The organism is Janthinobacterium sp. PAMC25594 (assembly GCF_019443505.1).
Lineage (GTDB): Bacteria > Pseudomonadota > Gammaproteobacteria > Burkholderiales > Burkholderiaceae_D > Janthinobacterium.
In genome coordinates, this window is sequence record NZ_CP080377.1 from 1,082,194 (window position 1) to 1,097,886 (window position 15,693).

Sequence of the window (15,693 nt, forward strand, 5' to 3'; positions counted from 1 at the left end):
GGCAGAAATCATAAAACTAACAAGGAAAAAGTCATGAACGAAGTAATCGAAATGCCACGTCGCGAAAGCGCCGGCCTGGTTGCTGCCGAAGTGCACCGCTACTCGCTCGCCGAGATTCGCGAGCGCGTCAACCTGGTACAGGAGGTGATGCGCGGGATCATGAAGCTCAACACCCACTACGGGACCATCCCTGGAACGCCGAAGCCGACGCTGTACAAGCCGGGCGCCGAAGTGCTGTGTGTGACTTTCCGCATCGCCCCGATCTATCGCATCCTCGATCTCAGCACCGATTTGGTTGCCCGCTTCCGCGTTACTTGCGTCGGCCAGCACCAGGTATCCGACATCATGTTGGGCGAAGGCGTCGGTGAATGCTCTTCCGCCGAAGAAAAATATAAGTGGCGCGCATCCGTGTGCGCCGAGGAATTCGATTTGACGCCAGAAACGATGCGCCGTCTGAAATTTGCGAAGTACAACGGCAGTGTCCAGAAGAAAGTTCAAGTACGTACCGAGGCGGCCGATCTGTCAAATACGGTCCTGAAAATGGCATGCAAGCGCGCCATGATCGCCATGACCTTAAACGTCACAGCAGCATCCGACATTTTCACGCAGGACATCGAAGACTTGCCGGAAGAATTGCGCGTCCAGGACGCCGGCGACCCAGCAATGTCACCTTTGGCGCTTGAGTGGGTGGCCAAGGCCAACGCTGCGCCAACCGCTGATGACCTGGCAGCTGTATGGAAGGCTGGCGTCAAGGCGATCAACGAGGCCAAGGATGCGGTTGCATCGAACGCCTTCAAGGCGGCTGTAACGGAACGCGGAACGGCACTGACTGCCGCGCAGCCTGCGCCCAAAGCAGAGAAGCCAGAACCACAACCGCTGTCCACTGCTGCGGCCGAAATACTCGCCGACATGGAAGTGCTCGCCGACGACGGTGCCGAGGTCTTCGCTGCAAGCTGGGCCAGCCTGTCGAAAACCACGCAGAACATGCTCGCCGCTCACTACGACGGCCTGATGGCGCGCGCTCAGAAAGCAGGAGGGGCAGCATGAGATTCATTACCTGCGCCCAAGGCACGCCGGAATGGCACCAGGCCCGCGCCGGCGTCGTAACAGCCTCTTGCTTCGTCGATGCAGTGTCCACCCTGTCGCGCACTTCTGGCAAGCGCAAGGCCGGCGATCCTTCCATCGCCTCGGACAAATACGCCGCAGACCTGGCCATCGAGCGCATCAGCGGCAAGCCGTACGGTGCACCAGTCAAGGCCTGGGTGCTGGACCGCGGTCACGAAATGGAGCGCCTGGCACGCATGGCGTACGAGGCGCGCACCGAATCCATGGTGACCGAGGCGGGCCTCGTGCTGACGGACGACGGCTTGTTCGGCTATTCGACGGACGGGTTTGTGGGTAATGAAGGCCTGATCGAGATCAAGGCGCCAATCGACAGCGTGAAGATCGTCGAGATCCTGGAGACAGGCGACCTGACCGAATACATGCACCAAATGCAGGGCGGCATGTGGATCACGGCTCGCAAGTGGTGCGATTTCATCATGTACGTGCCCGACTTGGCCAACGCTGGTAGCGACCTGTACATCAAGCGCGTGATGCGCGACGACAACTTTATTGACGCAATGGTGCTGGACCTGGCCGCTTTCGCGCGCCGCGTATCGGATCGCGAAATTCTTTTCAAACTCAAGGAGGCAGCATGATCACCGAAACCACCCAGGCCACGCCGGCTACCGCCGCCCTCACCCTACCGCAGCGCGCTGCCGTCGCGCTGGGCGCCGTGGACTATGAGGCAAAAATCAAGGAACAGGTTGCCGCCTCGACCGATATTACCGCCGTCATCGATCCCGCCGGCCGCGAGCAGGCGCACCGCATCGGCATGAACCTGCTGAAACTGCGCACCGGCATCAAGGCCGTCGGCGAGGCCGCACGCAAAGACGCGACAGACTTCAGCAAGGCGGTGATTGCAAAGGAAAAAGACCTGATTGCGCTGATCACGCCAGAAGAAAATCGCGTGTTCGAGCTGCGCGACGCCTACGACACCAAGGTCGAGGCCGAAAAGCAAGCTGCGATTGCGAAGGAGCGCGAACGCATTACTGCGATTCAGGCTGATATTGCGGCAATCCATGATACGCCGCTGGAATTGGTGGGCAAGTCCGCTGCCGATATTCAGGTGGCCGCAGCAACTGTGGCTGCCATCGTCGTGGACAAGGCACGCTTTGCCGAATTCGAGAAGGACGCTGCCAAGGTCGTTGCCGAAGTGAGCGCCAAGCTGGCCAGCCTGCATGCCGCAGCAGTGGCGAACGAAGAAGAAGCCACCCGCATTGCCGCCGAGCGCGCTGAGCTGGCGCAACTGCGCGAAGCGGCTGCCGAGGCCCGGCGTATCGCCCAGGTGGAAGCTGACCGCATCGCTGCCGAACGCCAGGCTGAAGACGACCGCCGGGCGGCGCTGGCCGCCGAGCAGGAAGCGGAGGCGCTGCGCCAACGCGAATCCCATGCCGCTGAATTGAAAAAGCAGGCAGACGCCCAAGCAGAGCAGAACCGGCTGGAGCAAGCGGAAATCGCACGCCAGCGCCAGGAACTGCTGGATATGCAGGCTGCTGCAGCCGAAGCCACACGACTGGCTCAGGTCGAAGCCGACCGCCTGGCCAATGATGCTGCGCAATCCGAGCAGGCCGCACAGCTCGCCGTGGCGCGCGCCGCCGAGCAAGCCGCCCAGGTTGCCGCGCCTGCGCCCTCCGCTCCTATCGGCATCCGCCGCGCGCCCGCCGCCATCGCGCCGGCCGCGAGCCGCCCAGCGCCAGCACCTGACCTGCTCGACGCCGCTGCCGATGACCTCTACCCATCCGACAGCGACATCCTCGATGTGATGTTCGAGCAGTTCGGCCTGACGGCAGCCGAGGCCATCGAACGCCTGGCCAAGTTCGACTTTGCCGCTGAGTACGCTGCCCTGATCACCAAAGCAGCATAAACACCACCTCGCCCACCACCAGGAGAAACCAATGAATACAGCAGCCGCAGCACCACAAATCACCCTGCAAGCCATCCAATCCTCGAAGATTGCCGCCATCGGCCACTGCCCCGCGACCGAAACCCTGGCCGTGCAGTTCTTCCGCAAGGGCGCGCCAGCGGACGTGTACCACTACGCCAACGTCAAGGCCACCGAATACGCGGCCTTTGCCAGCGCCGAGTCCATCGGCAAGCACTTTTACGCGCACATCAAGCCGCATGCCGACAAGCACCCATACACGAACATGGGCACGCCGGCCGTCGAGCTGGCGCCGGTCAAGCTGAGCAAGGAACTGCTGGCCGGCCTGCTGACGGGCCGCGAATACGGTAAGGAAATGGCCAAGGAAGAAGAGCAGCAGGCCGCTGCTGCCGGCCTGATCGTGATTTTCGGCGCCAGCGACGACCTGATCGAATTTCGTGGCTTCGTGCACGACGAGCGCGGCGCGCCGACCATCGCACTGCTCGACGCCAAGGGCTTGCTGCCATTCCGCGAGGATATCCAGCACGACGACGATGCACTCAAGGACTATTTCGCCCGGGCGCCGCAGGTGCGCGCCGTGGATGCCCTGTGGGCCAAGGAAGACGGCTACAGCTGGACCTACCGCACTGACGTGCCGCACGCCACGTTCGAAATCGTGGAGGACGGCGAACCGTACTGCCGCGGCATCGTGATCGACGTGGCTGACTTGGGCGGTGCAGCATGACCACCCGCGCCGAGCGTCAGGCACAGGCTACCGCAAAGCTCCAGGCCGCATGCGACAAGTTCAACGCTGCGCACCAGGTCGGCGCCGCCGTCAGCGTCAAGCTGGATGGTGGCGAGGTCCGCGAGACGGTCACGACCAGCGAGGCGCAGATCATGGGCGGCCACAGCGCAGTCATCTGGCTCGATGGCGTTCGCGGCTGCTATGACCTGGAACGGGTGACGGCCTTAAAGGCGGAAAAAGCATGAGCACCTCTTGCGCTGAGGCGCAATTCCTCCTCGACGTGGCAGAGCACAAAATGACCGTGCTGCGTGACGATGGCGGCAACGGTCGGCATGTTCGCTTCTCGCGCCCTGGCACTGGCTGCATGCACTTCGATCTGATTACCTGGCCCGGCTACCTCTGCTACACCGGCGACATGGGCACGTATGTCTTTCAGCGGCTGACCGACATGTTTGAGTTTTTCCGTACCGACCGGGAATACAAAAAACGCAACGGCGCTAAATTGGCGGTCAACCTCCCGTACTGGGGCGAAAAGCTCCAGGCGACAGATCGCGACGGTTATCGGAAGTATTCGTCCGAGAAATTCAAGACGAATGTCATGGACTGGGTTGAACAACGGGGGCTGACCGGAAAGCGTGGGCACGGCCTGCGCGATGAGCTTCAATCCGAAGTGCTGGACCATGCAGACGATGGAGCCGACACGGCCTACCGCGCGGCAATGGACTTTGTATGGAACGGGAAGCGCGTTTTCCACGATTTTTACGAGGTAGACAGCGAGGATTACTCGCACCGCTTCCTCTGGTGCTGCTACGCGCTGGCCTGGGGCATCGAGCAATACGACGCGGTCAAGCAGTCGGCGGCCGAGGCGGTGCCAGCATGATGGCGCGCCGCGCCGCAGGAGCGCCGCCATGACGAAACAGACCTACTTCCTCGTTCACGACGAGGCGCGACGCCGGGCGGCCGAATTCGCAAAAAACGCGCCGCCCGGCTGGATGGTCGTGTTTTCCGAGCCGAAGAAAAAGCGGGCCCAGGAAGAAAAATATCACGCAATGATCGGCGAGATCGCCAAGCAGGTGGAACACATCGGGCGCAAGTGGGATGCGGACGACATGAAGCGGCTGCTGGTGGACGAGTTTGCCGACGAAATGCGCCTGGCCGGCACCCCGCTGCACCACGACGGGCGCGTGACGCCCAGCTTCGACGGGCGTCGCATCGTGCAGCTGGGCGTCCAGACCAGCGACTTCTACGTGAAGGAAGCCGCTCAGTTCATTGAATTTTTGTATGCCTTCGGTGCCGCGCGCGGCGTCGTGTTCTCAGAATAAGGAAGCGCCATGTTTTTCAAGAATTTGCAGATTTACCGCTTACCCATCCCTTGGGCCATGACGGCCGCCCTGCTCGAGCAGGCACTGGCGCCGCAGCAGTTCACACCCGCCACTAGCATGGACCTGGTACGCCAGGGCTGGGCCGCACCTCGCGGTGCCGGCGCGCCGTTGGTGCATGCCGTCGGCGGCCAGTTCCTGCTGCAGCTGAAAACCGAGAAGAAGCTGCTGCCGTCGACCGTGGTCAACCAGGTGGCCGCCGCCCGCGCGCTGGAAATGGAAGAAGCCCAGGGCTTCGCGCCCGGCAAGAAGGCCATGAAGGAACTGAAGGAGCGCGTCACCGACGAGCTGCTGCCGCGCGCGTTCGCCATTCTCAGCACCACGGCCGTGTGGATTGACCCGGTGAACGGCTGGCTGGTGGTGGACGCGGCCAGCCCGGCCAAGGCCGATGAAGTGATCAAGCTGCTGCTCAAGTCCGTCGACAAGCTGCCGCTGGAAAGCCTGCGCGTAATGCGCTCGCCGGTCGGCGCGATGACGGAATGGCTGCAGGCGGACGAATCCCCGGCCGGCTTCACGGTCGACCAAGACGCGATCATGCGCGCCACCGGCGAGAGCAAGGCCCAGGTGGCGTACAAGCGCCACACCCTGGAAGCGGACGATATCCGCCGCCACATTGCCGCCGGCAAGCAGTGCACGCGCCTGGCCATGACCTGGAGCGACAAGATCAGCTTCGTGCTGGACGAGAGCCTGGCCGTCAAATCGGTGAAGCCGTTGGAGATCATCAAGGAGAGCGCCACGCGCAACGACGACGAGCGCTTCGACAGCGATTTCGCGCTGATGTCGGGCGAACTGGCCAAGATGCTGGCCGACCTGGTCGAGGCTCTGGGCGGCGAGGCCGACGCGGATGCGCCGGCGCCGCGCCAAGCTGCTGCCGGCCAGCAGAAGATCGAGCGCGCCGTGAACTTGACTGCCGATCTGTACAAGTTGCGCGCACGTTATCGCGATGTGCTCAACGAGCTGTATGAAAGCACCGTGCAGCCGGCCGTTGCCCGCGTGCGCGAGCACATGGCAGAAACTGCCGAGGGCGCGATTAAATCGGCGCTGACGCTGGCCAAGGAGCTGCCTGGCGGCTCGCAATCCGCCGACCTGCTGCTGGTAGCCGCCGTTGAGATCATGGAACCGAGCCCACGACCGGCAGCGGGCGATGCCCCTGTCCGCCAACAGCGCCCGGCGCTGCAGCTGAATGGCGAAGCGGTAGGCGCCGTGCTGCCCGGCGACGGCAGCGCGAGCGATCCGTTGTACGAGCAGTCCGTCGAGCTGGTGCGCAGCCGGCAGCGCGCATCGATATCCCTGGTACAGCGGTATTTGGGCATTGGCTACAACCGGGCGGCGCGGCTTCTCGAAGCAATGGAGTTGGTCGGCCTCACTGGACCTGTGCAATCTAACGGAAACCGAAATCTCCTGAATGTCATGACTTGAGATATGCCGTCAGGGTCAGATCGCCCTCCCACAAAGGAGTGCTCTCGTCAACGTGACCAAGAGAAGCAATGGCGCCTGGTCTTTTGCAAAACTCGGAGATCGCACGGCGGCAGTACTCCACCCTCTCATTTTCCGTTAATGCAGATCTATAGGAGCTTCGACGGGGCAATTGGAAGGTGCCAATGCGTCTCTCTGACCCATATCCGACTGTAACTTCGACGCAATTATTGAATGCATCGTCGCGGAACCAAACAAAACCGCCTTCCGCATCTGGCGCGTTGAAGAAAAATCGCATTTGATTCCCCCATCAATGTTACTGGAACAATAATAGCATGAACCATTTCGAACATCCCTTAATCGCCAGAAAAGAGCGCCCTATCCTCTTCAACGCGCCCATGGTGCGCGTCGTGCTCGACGGCAGCAAGACGCAGACGCGGCGGGTCATGAAGCCGCAGCCGGAACCCAGCCCGCACCGCCCAGGTGACTACCAGTGGCCTTGCAACGCATTCCAGTCGATGGTGAGCGTTGCGGAGACGCGTGCACCTGGTGCCCACGGCATGGCTGGCGACGCGTGCCCACACGGCGGACATGGTGACGGTCTGCACGTGCGCGAGACATTCTTCGCCTACGGCCGCTGGGTGACGCGCTACAGCCAGAAGAAGGGCCGCGACGAATGGCACTTCATCGACTTGACGGCCGAATGCGACCGTACGTACCAGTACGACGCCGATTTCCCAGACGTGCCACTGGCAGCCGGGCGCGGCGGCGCGCTGCCCGGCTGGTACAAGCGCCCTGCTATCTTCATGCCGCGCGCGGCCAGCAGGATCCTGCTGGCGATCGTGTCGGTGCGTGTCGAACGCCTGAATGACTGCAGCGACGCCGACGCGCGCGCCGAGGGAGCACCTGGTGGCCATGGCGTCATCCCGAGCTACAACTACAATGCGACGCCGAGCGAGCACTACAGCCACTTGTGGGAATCCATCAACGGCGCCGGCAGTTGGGCAGCCAACCCATGGGTGTGGGTGATCGAGTTCAAACGGGTGACGCCATGAAACGCCTGCGTGCCTATGAAGTGCGCGAGCCCGGCGAGGGTCATTGCGTCATCACCTTCGCAAGCAACAGCGCCACCGCGCGGCGCGAGGGTGGAAATGAACTGGACTGCTCCTTCAGCGAAGTCGAATCCTGCAACCGCCGCCCGCAGTTCGACCAGTACGCACCCGGCCCGGTGCCGAAGACCGTGCTGATCGAACATGGCTGGTGGTTCGAGTGCCACCACTGCAGCCGGCGAATCAGCGAGGACATGCAGCAGGAAGCCGAGGATGAAGGTGAAGAGCACGAGCACCTGGAAGTTGTCACGGATGGCGATGCCGTCTACTGCAGCCAGAGCTGCGTAATGGGGGAGTTTGTCGAGCGGCGCGCGCAAAAGGCAGCCCAGGCGGCCCTGATCGAGTACTTTGCGGTCAAGTATCCAGACTGCAAGATCGGCAGCATCTGGGTAAGCCGCGCGCCGCTGCAGGGGCCGGACTGGCTCGGACATGCCCAGGCGCTCCTCTACTTCCGGTTTCCAGGGGCACAGCACGACGCCACCTTTACATTCGGAGAAGACTGTATGCGCATCTCGCCTGATGACAGGCCAGCCTTCTACGCCTGGCGCGACATCAAGATGCCCACCACGGAGGCAGCATGACCGATGACGACGAAGTGCCGAACAGCGAACGCAGCCCCGGCGCCGCGCGAGTGGCGGCAGCCCTGATCCTGATTTACGTGGCGGCGACCCTGGCGGGCGTCCTGGCCGCGACAACCTGAAAGGTGAATATGAAAAAGACAATTGAAGCGGCGCCAGTCATGCGCGATGCTCAAGGCTGGTATGAGCATCCTGATCTGCCATCCTTTGACGAAGGCGATACCGCCAAATTCAAGGAATGGATAGACGCCCAAGGGCTGGAGGTCCAGCGCATCTGGATGGATGGCGACGCACCCGACTTGGCAGAACGCTACCTCGATGGCAATGGCGATCCGAGCGCATTGGTCGACTGGCAGCCCACGGCGCCAGCCCCAGGCTGGTTCCTGCTCGCGCTGTACGACGAAGAGAACGATGGCCCAGTGGCATGGTTCGCGCGCCGCGCGTCGGCGGCGCAATGAGCAGCCGCAGTCCAGCGCCCGCGCCGGAAACCCCGGCCGAGGCCGCCTACAAGTTGGACCGGGCCGTGCTGCGCGCGATCCACACCTGCCAGCCAGTGTTGTTCGAGGGCAAGCAGCAGCACCTGCGCGGGATGAGCGCCCAGGTCTTGGGCGGCGGCGTGTCTTCCGTGATTTACCTGATGGGCGACGCGACACCGCATCAGCCGAACGAAATAACTTTTTTGGAGAAAGCAGAATGATCGATCTCTTGGACCTGGTACGCAGCATTGCCGCCGCCGCGGCGCGCGCTGCCGAAAACAAGCACTCCCCGTCCCCCTGCAGCCAAGGCTCGCCACTGCTGGCCATCGTGCGTCAGGCCTGCGTAGAGCGCGGCTATACCGGCGATGGCCTGGCCGTTCTGGGCATGGCTGCCCCGACGGCGCAGCCCGCCGCCGTACCGGATGGTTGGAAGCTGGTGCCGGCCGAGCCAAATGACGCAATGCAAACCGCTGGCGCACAGGCCGTACGCATCGACACCACGGCCATCAATAAAATCTGGACTGGCAATGCAGTATTTCGGGCCATGATTGCCGCAGCGCCGGCCGCCCCAGCGATTCAGGGCGAAGCAAACGCGCATGCCGTCCTTTACGCCGCGTTAGATCTGAATGCCCGCGTCGTCTACAGCCACGAGAGCCTGGAAAACGTGGAAATGAACAGCGGGTACATCAAGACGCCAACGCGAGTTGTTGGCTTAGCCGCTATCGCTGTCAGTAAGGCGGATGGGAGCGCGCTATGAACATGAGCGAGCACGACGTGGTGGCCAGGATGGTTGCCGCAATCGAGCGTGCGCACCAGCCCCTTACTTGGGTAAAGCTCGAGCGCTACGTCGAAATATCAGGCGATTCCGTCGATTCCGTGCAGGCCCGCCGCAAGGCTGGCAAGTGGCTCGATGGCAATCAATGCAAAATTGTAGATGGCCGGCTGTGGATCAACCTGCCGGCGGTAGAAGAATGGGTAGCAAAATGGGAACAAACAAGTCCAGCCCGCCAGGCGTCGAACTCCGGTCGGGCGTCCAAAGCGAATCGATCCGCATAAAATTTATGTACCGTGGCACCGAGTGCAGGGAAACGCTGAAGCTCGCGCACAGCAAGGCAAACATAAAATACGCCGAGCGGCTTCGCGGCGAGATCCTGAACGCCATTGCGCTGGGTAATTTCAGCTATGCCAAGTACTTCCCCGAATCGACGCAGCTGAAGAAGTTCGGTTTGCAACCTCGGGGCAAGGATGTAACCGTTGGCGACCTGCTTAAACAGCAATTCGAGATCTACGAGCGTATCCTCGCGCCCAGCACGTTGAAAAGCTACAAGCGCGTGCTCAACAAAATACTGATGGGGCAATGGGGCGACACGCTGCTCACCGAGCTTACGCCGGCGGCGCTGCGCACGTGGATTGTCGATCTGTCGTTGAAGGCCACCTCCGTCAGACAAATTCTCATCCCGCTGCGCGGCGCGCTGGAGCTTGCGATAAACGACGACCTGATTGATAGTAACCCGCTCGACCGGGTGAAATTGCAAAAAACGTTGGACCGCGACGCCTACAAGGCTGAATACGAAGTGGATCCTTTTTCCGCGCAGGAGATTGCGGCCATCCTCGATGCTGCCCAGGGCCAGGCCCGCAATGTCTTTCAGTTTGCCTTCTACACGGGCATGCGCCCGAGTGAATACATCGCGTTACGCTGGGAATCGATCGACTGGGCCGGATTCAAGGCGAAGGTGGAGCGTTCGCGTGTGATGGGTGAATCGCGCGAGGAACTAAAGACGCGCGCCGGCCGCCGCTTGGTCGACCTGCGGCGCGGCGCTGTCGCGGCGCTGGTTGCACAGAAGCAACATAGCTGCCTTGCTGGTGGCCTGGTGTTCCTTGATCCGGCTACCGGCCAGGGCTGGGACAACACGCAGCGCTTGAGCCTCTTCTGGGCGGCAATGATCAAGAAGGCCCAGGTCCGCTACCGAAATCCGTATCAAACGAGGCACACATTCGCGTCGACGCTGCTATCGACGGGCGCCAACTCGATGTACGTGGCAAAGCAAATGGGGCATACCGATACGACCATGATCACCCGAACGTATGGCCGCTGGGTTGAGCAGGAAGGTGGCGTGTTGCCTGATCAGTATTGCAAAATGACTGATGGGCTAAAGGCAGGGGCAGCCTAGATTTTCGCCCACGTTTCGCCCATGGAAAAGGGGAAACGACTGGAACCCGCATGTATGCTTGCTTGTGGTGGCTAAAAGCAAGTTATACAGAAAAAAGTGCCCTCCGTCCTTGCAGCATAGAAAAGATATTTGGAACTAGCAAAAAATGAAGCTCGCCAGGCAGCGGTCACGCCGCCGCCCTGCCCGCTCAACCCTTCGCAGGCTTGCCGCTGGCACGGCGTCGGCGCGCCTCTTTCGGGTCGGCCTGCAAGGGGCGATACACTTCCACCCGGTCATGCTCGTGCAAGACCGTATCGAGCGGCTTTCTCTTGCCATAGATGCCCACCATATTGCTGGCCAGGTCGATGCCAGGGATAGCCTGCAGCAAGCCGCTCCGCGCCACTGCCTGCTCGATGGTGGCGCCTGCAGGCACGCTCAGGGAACGCAGGAAGCTGCTATCGGGCAAGGCGTAGCAAACTTGCACCTTGATGTTGGCCTCAGCCATATACGGTCTCCGCGCGCTTGCAGAAGGAGTCGACCATGCTGTTGGCGATCATGCCGAAGACGGGGCCGATGATCTGTTCGAGCACGCGGCTGGAAAACTCGTAGTGCAGGTCCAGTTCGATCTTGCAGGCATCTTCGCGCAGGGCCTTGAAGGTCCACACGCCATCGAGGGTCTTGAAAGGACCGTCCACCAGCTTCATCTTGATGGAGGTCGGCGGCACGTTCTCGTTGGACGTGGTGAAGCTTTGGCGCACGCCGTGGTAATGTATGCCCACGCTGGCGACAACCGTGTTCTCGCCCCGCTCGCGAACCTCGACCGCACCGCACCAGGGCAGGAATTTGGGATAATCCTCCACCGCCGCCACCAGCGCAAACATTTGTTCGGCGCTATAACCGAGAAAAACTGATTTATGTACTACTGCCATTGAAGAACCATTTGCTATGATGTTGGATACATTTGATTTTATCGCGCTTGCGCGAGACAGTAGTTTAACCGACCCGCGCACATTTACCATCTCATGACCATAGCAGACAACAGAAAAGCCTTCCACGACTACTTTATCGAGGATCGCTACGAAGCGGGCATCGTGCTGGAAGGCTGGGAAGTCAAAGCCATCCGCGACGCTCGCGTACAAATCAAGGAAGCCTACGTCGTCGTCCGCGGCGATGAACTCTTCCTGTTCGGCGCGCATATCAGCGCCCTGCCGACCGCCTCCACCCATATCCATCCGGAAGCCGTACGCACACGCAAGCTGCTGCTGCACCGCACGGAAATGGATAAACTGATCGGCAAGGTGGAACGCTCCGGCTACACGCTGGTGCCGCTCAACCTGCACTACAAGGGCGGCCGCGTGAAATGCGAAATCGGCCTGGCCAAGGGCAAGAAACAGCACGACAAGCGGGCAGCCGAGCGCGACCGCGATGGCGCGCGCGAAGTGCAGGCGGCAATGAAGTCACACCGCCGTTGATCCGTCATGACACGCAGCGTGCTGCGAGCAGATCAACAAGCCCGGCTATATGCCGGGTTTTATTTTGCCACTATCTGCGGCAAACGGAAAAAAGCGCGGCGCGGAGGACTACAACAGGGAGGGAATCGGATAAGGCGGGGGAAAAGACTGGCATTAACAAAAATACCATGGAGATAAGCCGAGGTAAATCATCTTGGCCGACCTGGCCAACGAGAATGAATCAACAAAGTTCCGGATGCTTGCATGCTGCCTTGTACTACACCTGTACCACTTCACAGGACAAGCATCCGAATGAACGGTTTTTTAAACCTTCAGGATTACACCTTCAGCAGATCGCGCGACTTACCCGAATCGGTCCACTCTTTGACCCATTTCGGTTGACGGCCACGGCCAGTCCATTGCTGCGTCGCATCATCCGGATTGCGATAGCGCACAGCGACCGTACCCGTTTTAGCGCGAATCCCTGTACCAACCAGATCTTTTACGGAAACGCCGACGCTCTGGGCAATCGCCAGGATTTGCTCGCGTGCTTTGGACAGATCATCCTGTTCGCGCTTCTTCATTTGCTTCTTGATGTCGTCCTGCAAGGTGCGCAGTTCGGACAGGGATAAGTTCGACAGATCCATAATATTTCCTTGTGTGAGTTGAAAAATATAACTGAACAGTTAGATTCTATCCAATTGTAACGCGACTGAGGTGATTTTTCTTGAAATTTGATTGTTTTTTACAATTCTTTTACCAAAAAAACCTGCTTTCCGGGCTTTCAAACGATGCAAGTCTTCAATCATGGGAGCGCACATCGGCCATGAATGGCCCGCGCGATACCCCTGCTTTGTGCGGCTGCGATTCAATACAGCGCCATCGGCTGTATTTATTTTGCGGTACTTTCTGTTTCATTGCAATTTATAGCAATTGCAATTCAAAATATACATGGGTTCAATACTATCGCCAATCGCACATCGCCTGCAACCGCTATCCGGGATCCTGCGCGGCAGATGTTACGTCAATCAAAGAAATAAGCGCCGCATGACAGCACATAATCATCAAAGTGCGCATAGCATAGCATGAAGAAAAAACTTCAATGTAATTCATTCAGCCGCCGATACTCCGGCCTGCCGCCGCCACATATTCCCAGCCCATAAATGCAAACTGCCCGCTATACAGCGGGCAGTATTGATGAAACCTTGCTACTAGCTTGCTATTCACCCAGCCTGGTAATCAGGGGATAGTCACGCTGCCTTTCGGCTTCTGCGTTTTCACCACCTGCATCGCCGTGGCGATCAAACTACTCATATCGCCCAGATTGGCCGGCACGATAATCGAGTTATTCGTTTTCGCCAATTGCGCGAACGCGCCCACATACTGTTCGGCCACTTTCAGATTGACGGCATCTTCACCGCCCGGCTCGCGGATGGCGGCGCCCACCTGGCGCAGCGCCTCGGCACTGGCTTGCGCCAGCGCGACGATGGCCGTAGCCTGACCTTCTGCGCGGTTGATCGACGCCTGCTTTTCGCCTTCCGAGCGGGCAATGTTCGCTTCGCGCTCGCCGCTGGCAATATTGATCTGCTCCTGCTTGCGCCCTTCCGAAGCGGCAATCAGTGCGCGCTTTTCGCGCTCGGCCGTAATCTGCGCCTGCATCGCATGCAGAATCTCCTTGGGCGGCGTCAAATCCTTGATTTCATAACGCAATACCTTGACTCCCCAATTCGCCGCCGATTCATCAATAGCATTCACGATGGCCGTATTGATATGGTCGCGTTCTTCAAATGTCTTGTCGAGTTCCATTTTACCGATCACCGAACGCAAGGTCGTTTGCGCCAGTTGCGTAATGGCGGCAATATAATTCGACGAGCCATACGAAGCACGCATGGCGTCGGTAATCTGAAAATACAGAATGCCATCGACCTGTAATTGCGTATTGTCACGCGTAATGCATACCTGCGGCGGCACGTCGAGCGGAATTTCCTTGAGCACGTGCTTGTAGGCGATACGGTCGACAAAAGGCACGACGATATTCAGGCCCGGCCCCAATACCGCGTGGAACTTGCCCAGGCGCTCCACCACCCAGGCATGCTGCTGCGGCACCACATTGACCGTCTTGAAGACAAATACCAATGCCAGCAATAACAAGATCAGCGACATGCTTCCGATGCTTACTTCCATAATCTACTCTCCAGGTTATCCAACAATCAAACGGCTGCCACGCACGGCACGGATGGTGTAATGACCTGCCTGCGTATCGCTGCCGGGAATCAGTTCCACATCCCACAAGGCGCCGCGGTACATCACGCGCGCCGCGCCATCGACCCAATGCGCGACCGCCACGCTTTGGCCGATATCGAGGTTCACATTCGGATCCTGCGCCGCATCGCGCCGCGCCGCCCTGCCAAAACGGCTGCGCCGCAATAACAGCGTGGCCGCCACGCCGACAATAGCGGCCGTCACGGCTTGCCAGCCGCCATTGCCGCCCGCCAGCGCCACCAATCCTCCGGCACTGATGCCGATGGCGATCATCAGCAAATAAAACGTGCCCGTAAACAGTTCCAAGATCAATACCGCGCCAGCCGCCACAAACCAGCCTACCCATTCAGCCATGATGCCTCCATCCTTGTGAATCCGAAAATAAAAAACCCCGCAGCCTATATAAGCGACGGGGTTTAATGCGCAGTACAGCCTGATATTCTTCTTGCCAAACACCTATATACAAGCAGTCTAACGCAATTCCTGATGGCGTCAATAGCCGGGGGCGAATTAGCGCCGCCGGCCTGGCAATTACTCTTCCAGCAGGCTGCGCAACATCCATGCCGTCTTTTCATGCACATCGAGGCGCTGCGTGATCAGGTCGGCCGTCGGCTGGTCATTGGCTTTTTCCAGCAGCGGGAACAAGCGGCGCGCCGTGCGCGCGGTCGCTTCCTGTGCCGATACCAGGTGGCTGACCATGTCCAGCGCCGGCGGCACGCCGTCGATTTCCTTGATCGAGGCCAGCTTGACGAATTCCTTGTAGGTGCCCGGCGCCGGATAGCCGAGGGCGCGGATGCGCTCGGCGATCAGGTCCAGCGCGCCCCACTGCTCCGTGTATTGCGTCATGAACATCAGGTGCAGGGTGTTGAACATCGGCCCCTTGACGTTCCAGTGGAAATTATGCGTCATCAGGTACAGGGTATAGCTGTCGGCCAGCAGGCCGGACAGGCCTTCCGCGATCTTCGCGCGGTCCGCCTCGGAAATGCCGATGTCGATCTTTGCAACTTTGCTCGGTTTCTTGCTTGCCATGAGAACTCCCGTTTCAATGTATTGGTGGAATCATTTTAGCTGATCTGGCGCAAGCCCATCGAATACTGCCGTGCGCCGCATGGCAGGCGTAAAAAAACCCGCTGCCAGGTGAGCGGCAGCGGGTTTTCAGAGG

The 15,693-nt window shown here is 60.0% G+C and carries 23 protein-coding genes and 1 pseudogene; 18 read left to right on the forward strand and 6 right to left on the reverse strand.

Annotated elements, in window-relative coordinates:
• Positions 1-33: 33 nt before the first annotated feature.
• The 17 genes and pseudogenes from KY494_RS04665 (at position 34) to KY494_RS04735 (ending at position 10,839) form a co-directional block, all read left to right on the forward strand.
• A complete protein-coding gene (locus tag KY494_RS04665) occupies positions 34-1,047 on the forward strand; it encodes a hypothetical protein (protein ID WP_219890101.1) in 1,014 nt (337 codons plus the stop codon).
• A complete protein-coding gene (locus KY494_RS04670) occupies positions 1,044-1,700 on the forward strand; it encodes a lambda exonuclease family protein (protein WP_219890102.1) in 657 nt (218 codons plus the stop codon). The genes KY494_RS04665 and KY494_RS04670 overlap by 4 nt, the downstream gene beginning before the upstream one ends.
• Positions 1,697-2,968, forward strand: coding sequence for a hypothetical protein (locus KY494_RS04675; protein WP_219890103.1), 1,272 nt, complete (start codon positions 1,697-1,699; stop codon positions 2,966-2,968). The genes KY494_RS04670 and KY494_RS04675 overlap by 4 nt, the downstream gene beginning before the upstream one ends.
• A 31-nt stretch (positions 2,969-2,999) precedes the next feature.
• A complete protein-coding gene (locus KY494_RS04680) occupies positions 3,000-3,710 on the forward strand; it encodes a KTSC domain-containing protein (RefSeq protein WP_219890104.1) in 711 nt (236 codons plus the stop codon).
• Positions 3,707-3,955, forward strand: coding sequence for a hypothetical protein (locus KY494_RS04685; RefSeq protein ID WP_219890105.1), 249 nt, complete (start codon positions 3,707-3,709; stop codon positions 3,953-3,955). The genes KY494_RS04680 and KY494_RS04685 overlap by 4 nt, the downstream gene beginning before the upstream one ends.
• Positions 3,952-4,590, forward strand: coding sequence for a hypothetical protein (locus tag KY494_RS04690; RefSeq protein ID WP_219890106.1), 639 nt, complete (start codon positions 3,952-3,954; stop codon positions 4,588-4,590). The genes KY494_RS04685 and KY494_RS04690 overlap by 4 nt, the downstream gene beginning before the upstream one ends.
• Before the next feature lie 28 nt (positions 4,591-4,618).
• Entirely contained in the window at positions 4,619-5,032 is a 414-nt protein-coding gene (locus KY494_RS04695; RefSeq protein WP_219890107.1) for a recombination protein NinB, read from the forward strand.
• 9 nt (positions 5,033-5,041) lie between these two features.
• A pseudogene (locus tag KY494_RS29610) lies at positions 5,042-5,932 on the forward strand (recombination-associated protein RdgC); the annotation flags it as partial.
• 270 nt (positions 5,933-6,202) lie between these two features.
• Positions 6,203-6,508 (forward strand): DNA translocase FtsK, encoded by a 306-nt coding sequence (locus tag KY494_RS29615; protein ID WP_258195002.1) that lies wholly within the window; start codon positions 6,203-6,205, stop codon positions 6,506-6,508.
• Positions 6,509-6,840: 332 nt separating this feature from the next.
• On the forward strand, positions 6,841-7,560 hold the full coding sequence (locus KY494_RS04705; protein WP_219890109.1) for a hypothetical protein: 720 nt from the start codon (positions 6,841-6,843) through the stop codon (positions 7,558-7,560).
• The gene (locus KY494_RS04710; protein ID WP_219890110.1) at positions 7,557-8,195 is read left to right on the forward strand and encodes a hypothetical protein; all 639 of its coding nucleotides are present in this window, start codon (positions 7,557-7,559) and stop codon (positions 8,193-8,195) included. Before KY494_RS04705 ends, KY494_RS04710 begins: the two co-directional genes overlap by 4 nt.
• Positions 8,192-8,314 (forward strand): hypothetical protein, encoded by a 123-nt coding sequence (locus KY494_RS29620; protein ID WP_258194666.1) that lies wholly within the window; start codon positions 8,192-8,194, stop codon positions 8,312-8,314. Before KY494_RS04710 ends, KY494_RS29620 begins: the two co-directional genes overlap by 4 nt.
• Positions 8,315-8,323: 9 nt before the next feature.
• Positions 8,324-8,650: a hypothetical protein gene (locus KY494_RS04715; protein WP_219890111.1), complete on the forward strand. Its 327-nt coding sequence runs from the start codon at positions 8,324-8,326 to the stop codon at positions 8,648-8,650.
• Entirely contained in the window at positions 8,647-8,889 is a 243-nt protein-coding gene (locus KY494_RS04720) for a hypothetical protein (protein ID WP_219890112.1), read from the forward strand. The genes KY494_RS04715 and KY494_RS04720 overlap by 4 nt, the downstream gene beginning before the upstream one ends.
• Positions 8,886-9,425, forward strand: coding sequence for a hypothetical protein (locus KY494_RS04725; RefSeq protein WP_219890113.1), 540 nt, complete (start codon positions 8,886-8,888; stop codon positions 9,423-9,425). Before KY494_RS04720 ends, KY494_RS04725 begins: the two co-directional genes overlap by 4 nt.
• Positions 9,422-9,724 (forward strand): hypothetical protein, encoded by a 303-nt coding sequence (locus KY494_RS04730; RefSeq protein WP_219726802.1) that lies wholly within the window; start codon positions 9,422-9,424, stop codon positions 9,722-9,724. Before KY494_RS04725 ends, KY494_RS04730 begins: the two co-directional genes overlap by 4 nt.
• A gap of 5 nt (positions 9,725-9,729) precedes the next feature.
• Positions 9,730-10,839 carry an Arm DNA-binding domain-containing protein gene (locus KY494_RS04735; protein ID WP_258194667.1) on the forward strand — a complete coding sequence of 370 codons (1,110 nt, stop codon included), beginning with the start codon at positions 9,730-9,732 and terminating at the stop codon, positions 10,837-10,839.
• 187 nt (positions 10,840-11,026) lie between these two features.
• Here the strand turns inward: KY494_RS04735 and KY494_RS04740 are convergent, their stop codons facing one another.
• Entirely contained in the window at positions 11,027-11,323 is a 297-nt protein-coding gene (locus KY494_RS04740; RefSeq protein WP_219890115.1) for an RnfH family protein, read from the reverse strand.
• Positions 11,316-11,747, reverse strand: coding sequence for a type II toxin-antitoxin system RatA family toxin (locus KY494_RS04745; RefSeq protein WP_071077738.1), 432 nt, complete (start codon positions 11,745-11,747; stop codon positions 11,316-11,318). The genes KY494_RS04740 and KY494_RS04745 overlap by 8 nt, the downstream gene beginning before the upstream one ends.
• A 93-nt stretch (positions 11,748-11,840) precedes the next feature.
• Here KY494_RS04745 and smpB point away from each other — a divergent pair, with 93 nt between their 5' ends.
• Positions 11,841-12,290 carry an SsrA-binding protein SmpB gene (smpB, locus tag KY494_RS04750; RefSeq protein WP_034752217.1) on the forward strand — a complete coding sequence of 150 codons (450 nt, stop codon included), beginning with the start codon at positions 11,841-11,843 and terminating at the stop codon, positions 12,288-12,290.
• Between the two features lie 317 nt (positions 12,291-12,607).
• On the opposite strand, the gene KY494_RS04755 is transcribed toward smpB, so the two are convergent.
• The 4 genes from KY494_RS04755 to KY494_RS04770 form a co-directional block, all read right to left on the reverse strand.
• Entirely contained in the window at positions 12,608-12,916 is a 309-nt protein-coding gene (locus KY494_RS04755; protein ID WP_071077739.1) for an H-NS family nucleoid-associated regulatory protein, read from the reverse strand.
• Between the two features lie 592 nt (positions 12,917-13,508).
• Positions 13,509-14,453: an SPFH domain-containing protein gene (locus KY494_RS04760; RefSeq protein ID WP_219890116.1), complete on the reverse strand. Its 945-nt coding sequence runs from the start codon at positions 14,451-14,453 to the stop codon at positions 13,509-13,511.
• Between the two features lie 15 nt (positions 14,454-14,468).
• A complete protein-coding gene (locus KY494_RS04765) occupies positions 14,469-14,885 on the reverse strand; it encodes an NfeD family protein (RefSeq protein ID WP_219890117.1) in 417 nt (138 codons plus the stop codon).
• Positions 14,886-15,062: 177 nt separating this feature from the next.
• Positions 15,063-15,560 carry a Dps family protein gene (locus KY494_RS04770; RefSeq protein WP_219135441.1) on the reverse strand — a complete coding sequence of 166 codons (498 nt, stop codon included), beginning with the start codon at positions 15,558-15,560 and terminating at the stop codon, positions 15,063-15,065.
• Positions 15,561-15,693: the final 133 nt, after the last annotated feature.

Bases quoted from the DNA above. Each gene is read 5' to 3' on its own strand.
- KY494_RS04730 (WP_219726802.1), top strand. From the start codon at position 9,422: ATGAACATGAGCGAGCACGACGTGGTGGCCAGGATGGTTGCCGCAATC.
- KY494_RS04705 (WP_219890109.1), top strand. From the start codon at position 6,841: ATGAACCATTTCGAACATCCCTTAATCGCCAGAAAAGAGCGCCCTATC.
- KY494_RS04675 (WP_219890103.1), top strand. From the start codon at position 1,697: ATGATCACCGAAACCACCCAGGCCACGCCGGCTACCGCCGCCCTCACC.
- KY494_RS04695 (WP_219890107.1), top strand. From the start codon at position 4,619: ATGACGAAACAGACCTACTTCCTCGTTCACGACGAGGCGCGACGCCGG.
- KY494_RS04680 (WP_219890104.1), top strand. From the start codon at position 3,000: ATGAATACAGCAGCCGCAGCACCACAAATCACCCTGCAAGCCATCCAA.
- KY494_RS04670 (WP_219890102.1), top strand. From the start codon at position 1,044: ATGAGATTCATTACCTGCGCCCAAGGCACGCCGGAATGGCACCAGGCC.
- KY494_RS04760 (WP_219890116.1), bottom strand. From the start codon at position 14,453: ATGGAAGTAAGCATCGGAAGCATGTCGCTGATCTTGTTATTGCTGGCA.
- KY494_RS04725 (WP_219890113.1), top strand. From the start codon at position 8,886: ATGATCGATCTCTTGGACCTGGTACGCAGCATTGCCGCCGCCGCGGCG.
- KY494_RS04690 (WP_219890106.1), top strand. From the start codon at position 3,952: ATGAGCACCTCTTGCGCTGAGGCGCAATTCCTCCTCGACGTGGCAGAG.
- KY494_RS04765 (WP_219890117.1), bottom strand. From the start codon at position 14,885: ATGGCTGAATGGGTAGGCTGGTTTGTGGCGGCTGGCGCGGTATTGATC.
- KY494_RS04740 (WP_219890115.1), bottom strand. From the start codon at position 11,323: ATGGCTGAGGCCAACATCAAGGTGCAAGTTTGCTACGCCTTGCCCGAT.
- KY494_RS04745 (WP_071077738.1), bottom strand. From the start codon at position 11,747: ATGGCAGTAGTACATAAATCAGTTTTTCTCGGTTATAGCGCCGAACAA.
- KY494_RS04715 (WP_219890111.1), top strand. From the start codon at position 8,324: ATGAAAAAGACAATTGAAGCGGCGCCAGTCATGCGCGATGCTCAAGGC.
- KY494_RS04770 (WP_219135441.1), bottom strand. From the start codon at position 15,560: ATGGCAAGCAAGAAACCGAGCAAAGTTGCAAAGATCGACATCGGCATT.
- KY494_RS04710 (WP_219890110.1), top strand. From the start codon at position 7,557: ATGAAACGCCTGCGTGCCTATGAAGTGCGCGAGCCCGGCGAGGGTCAT.
- KY494_RS29620 (WP_258194666.1), top strand. From the start codon at position 8,192: ATGACCGATGACGACGAAGTGCCGAACAGCGAACGCAGCCCCGGCGCC.
- KY494_RS04735 (WP_258194667.1), top strand. From the start codon at position 9,730: ATGTACCGTGGCACCGAGTGCAGGGAAACGCTGAAGCTCGCGCACAGC.
- KY494_RS04685 (WP_219890105.1), top strand. From the start codon at position 3,707: ATGACCACCCGCGCCGAGCGTCAGGCACAGGCTACCGCAAAGCTCCAG.
- KY494_RS29615 (WP_258195002.1), top strand. From the start codon at position 6,203: ATGGAACCGAGCCCACGACCGGCAGCGGGCGATGCCCCTGTCCGCCAA.
- smpB (WP_034752217.1), top strand. From the start codon at position 11,841: ATGACCATAGCAGACAACAGAAAAGCCTTCCACGACTACTTTATCGAG.
- KY494_RS04720 (WP_219890112.1), top strand. From the start codon at position 8,647: ATGAGCAGCCGCAGTCCAGCGCCCGCGCCGGAAACCCCGGCCGAGGCC.
- KY494_RS04665 (WP_219890101.1), top strand. From the start codon at position 34: ATGAACGAAGTAATCGAAATGCCACGTCGCGAAAGCGCCGGCCTGGTT.
- KY494_RS04755 (WP_071077739.1), bottom strand. From the start codon at position 12,916: ATGGATCTGTCGAACTTATCCCTGTCCGAACTGCGCACCTTGCAGGAC.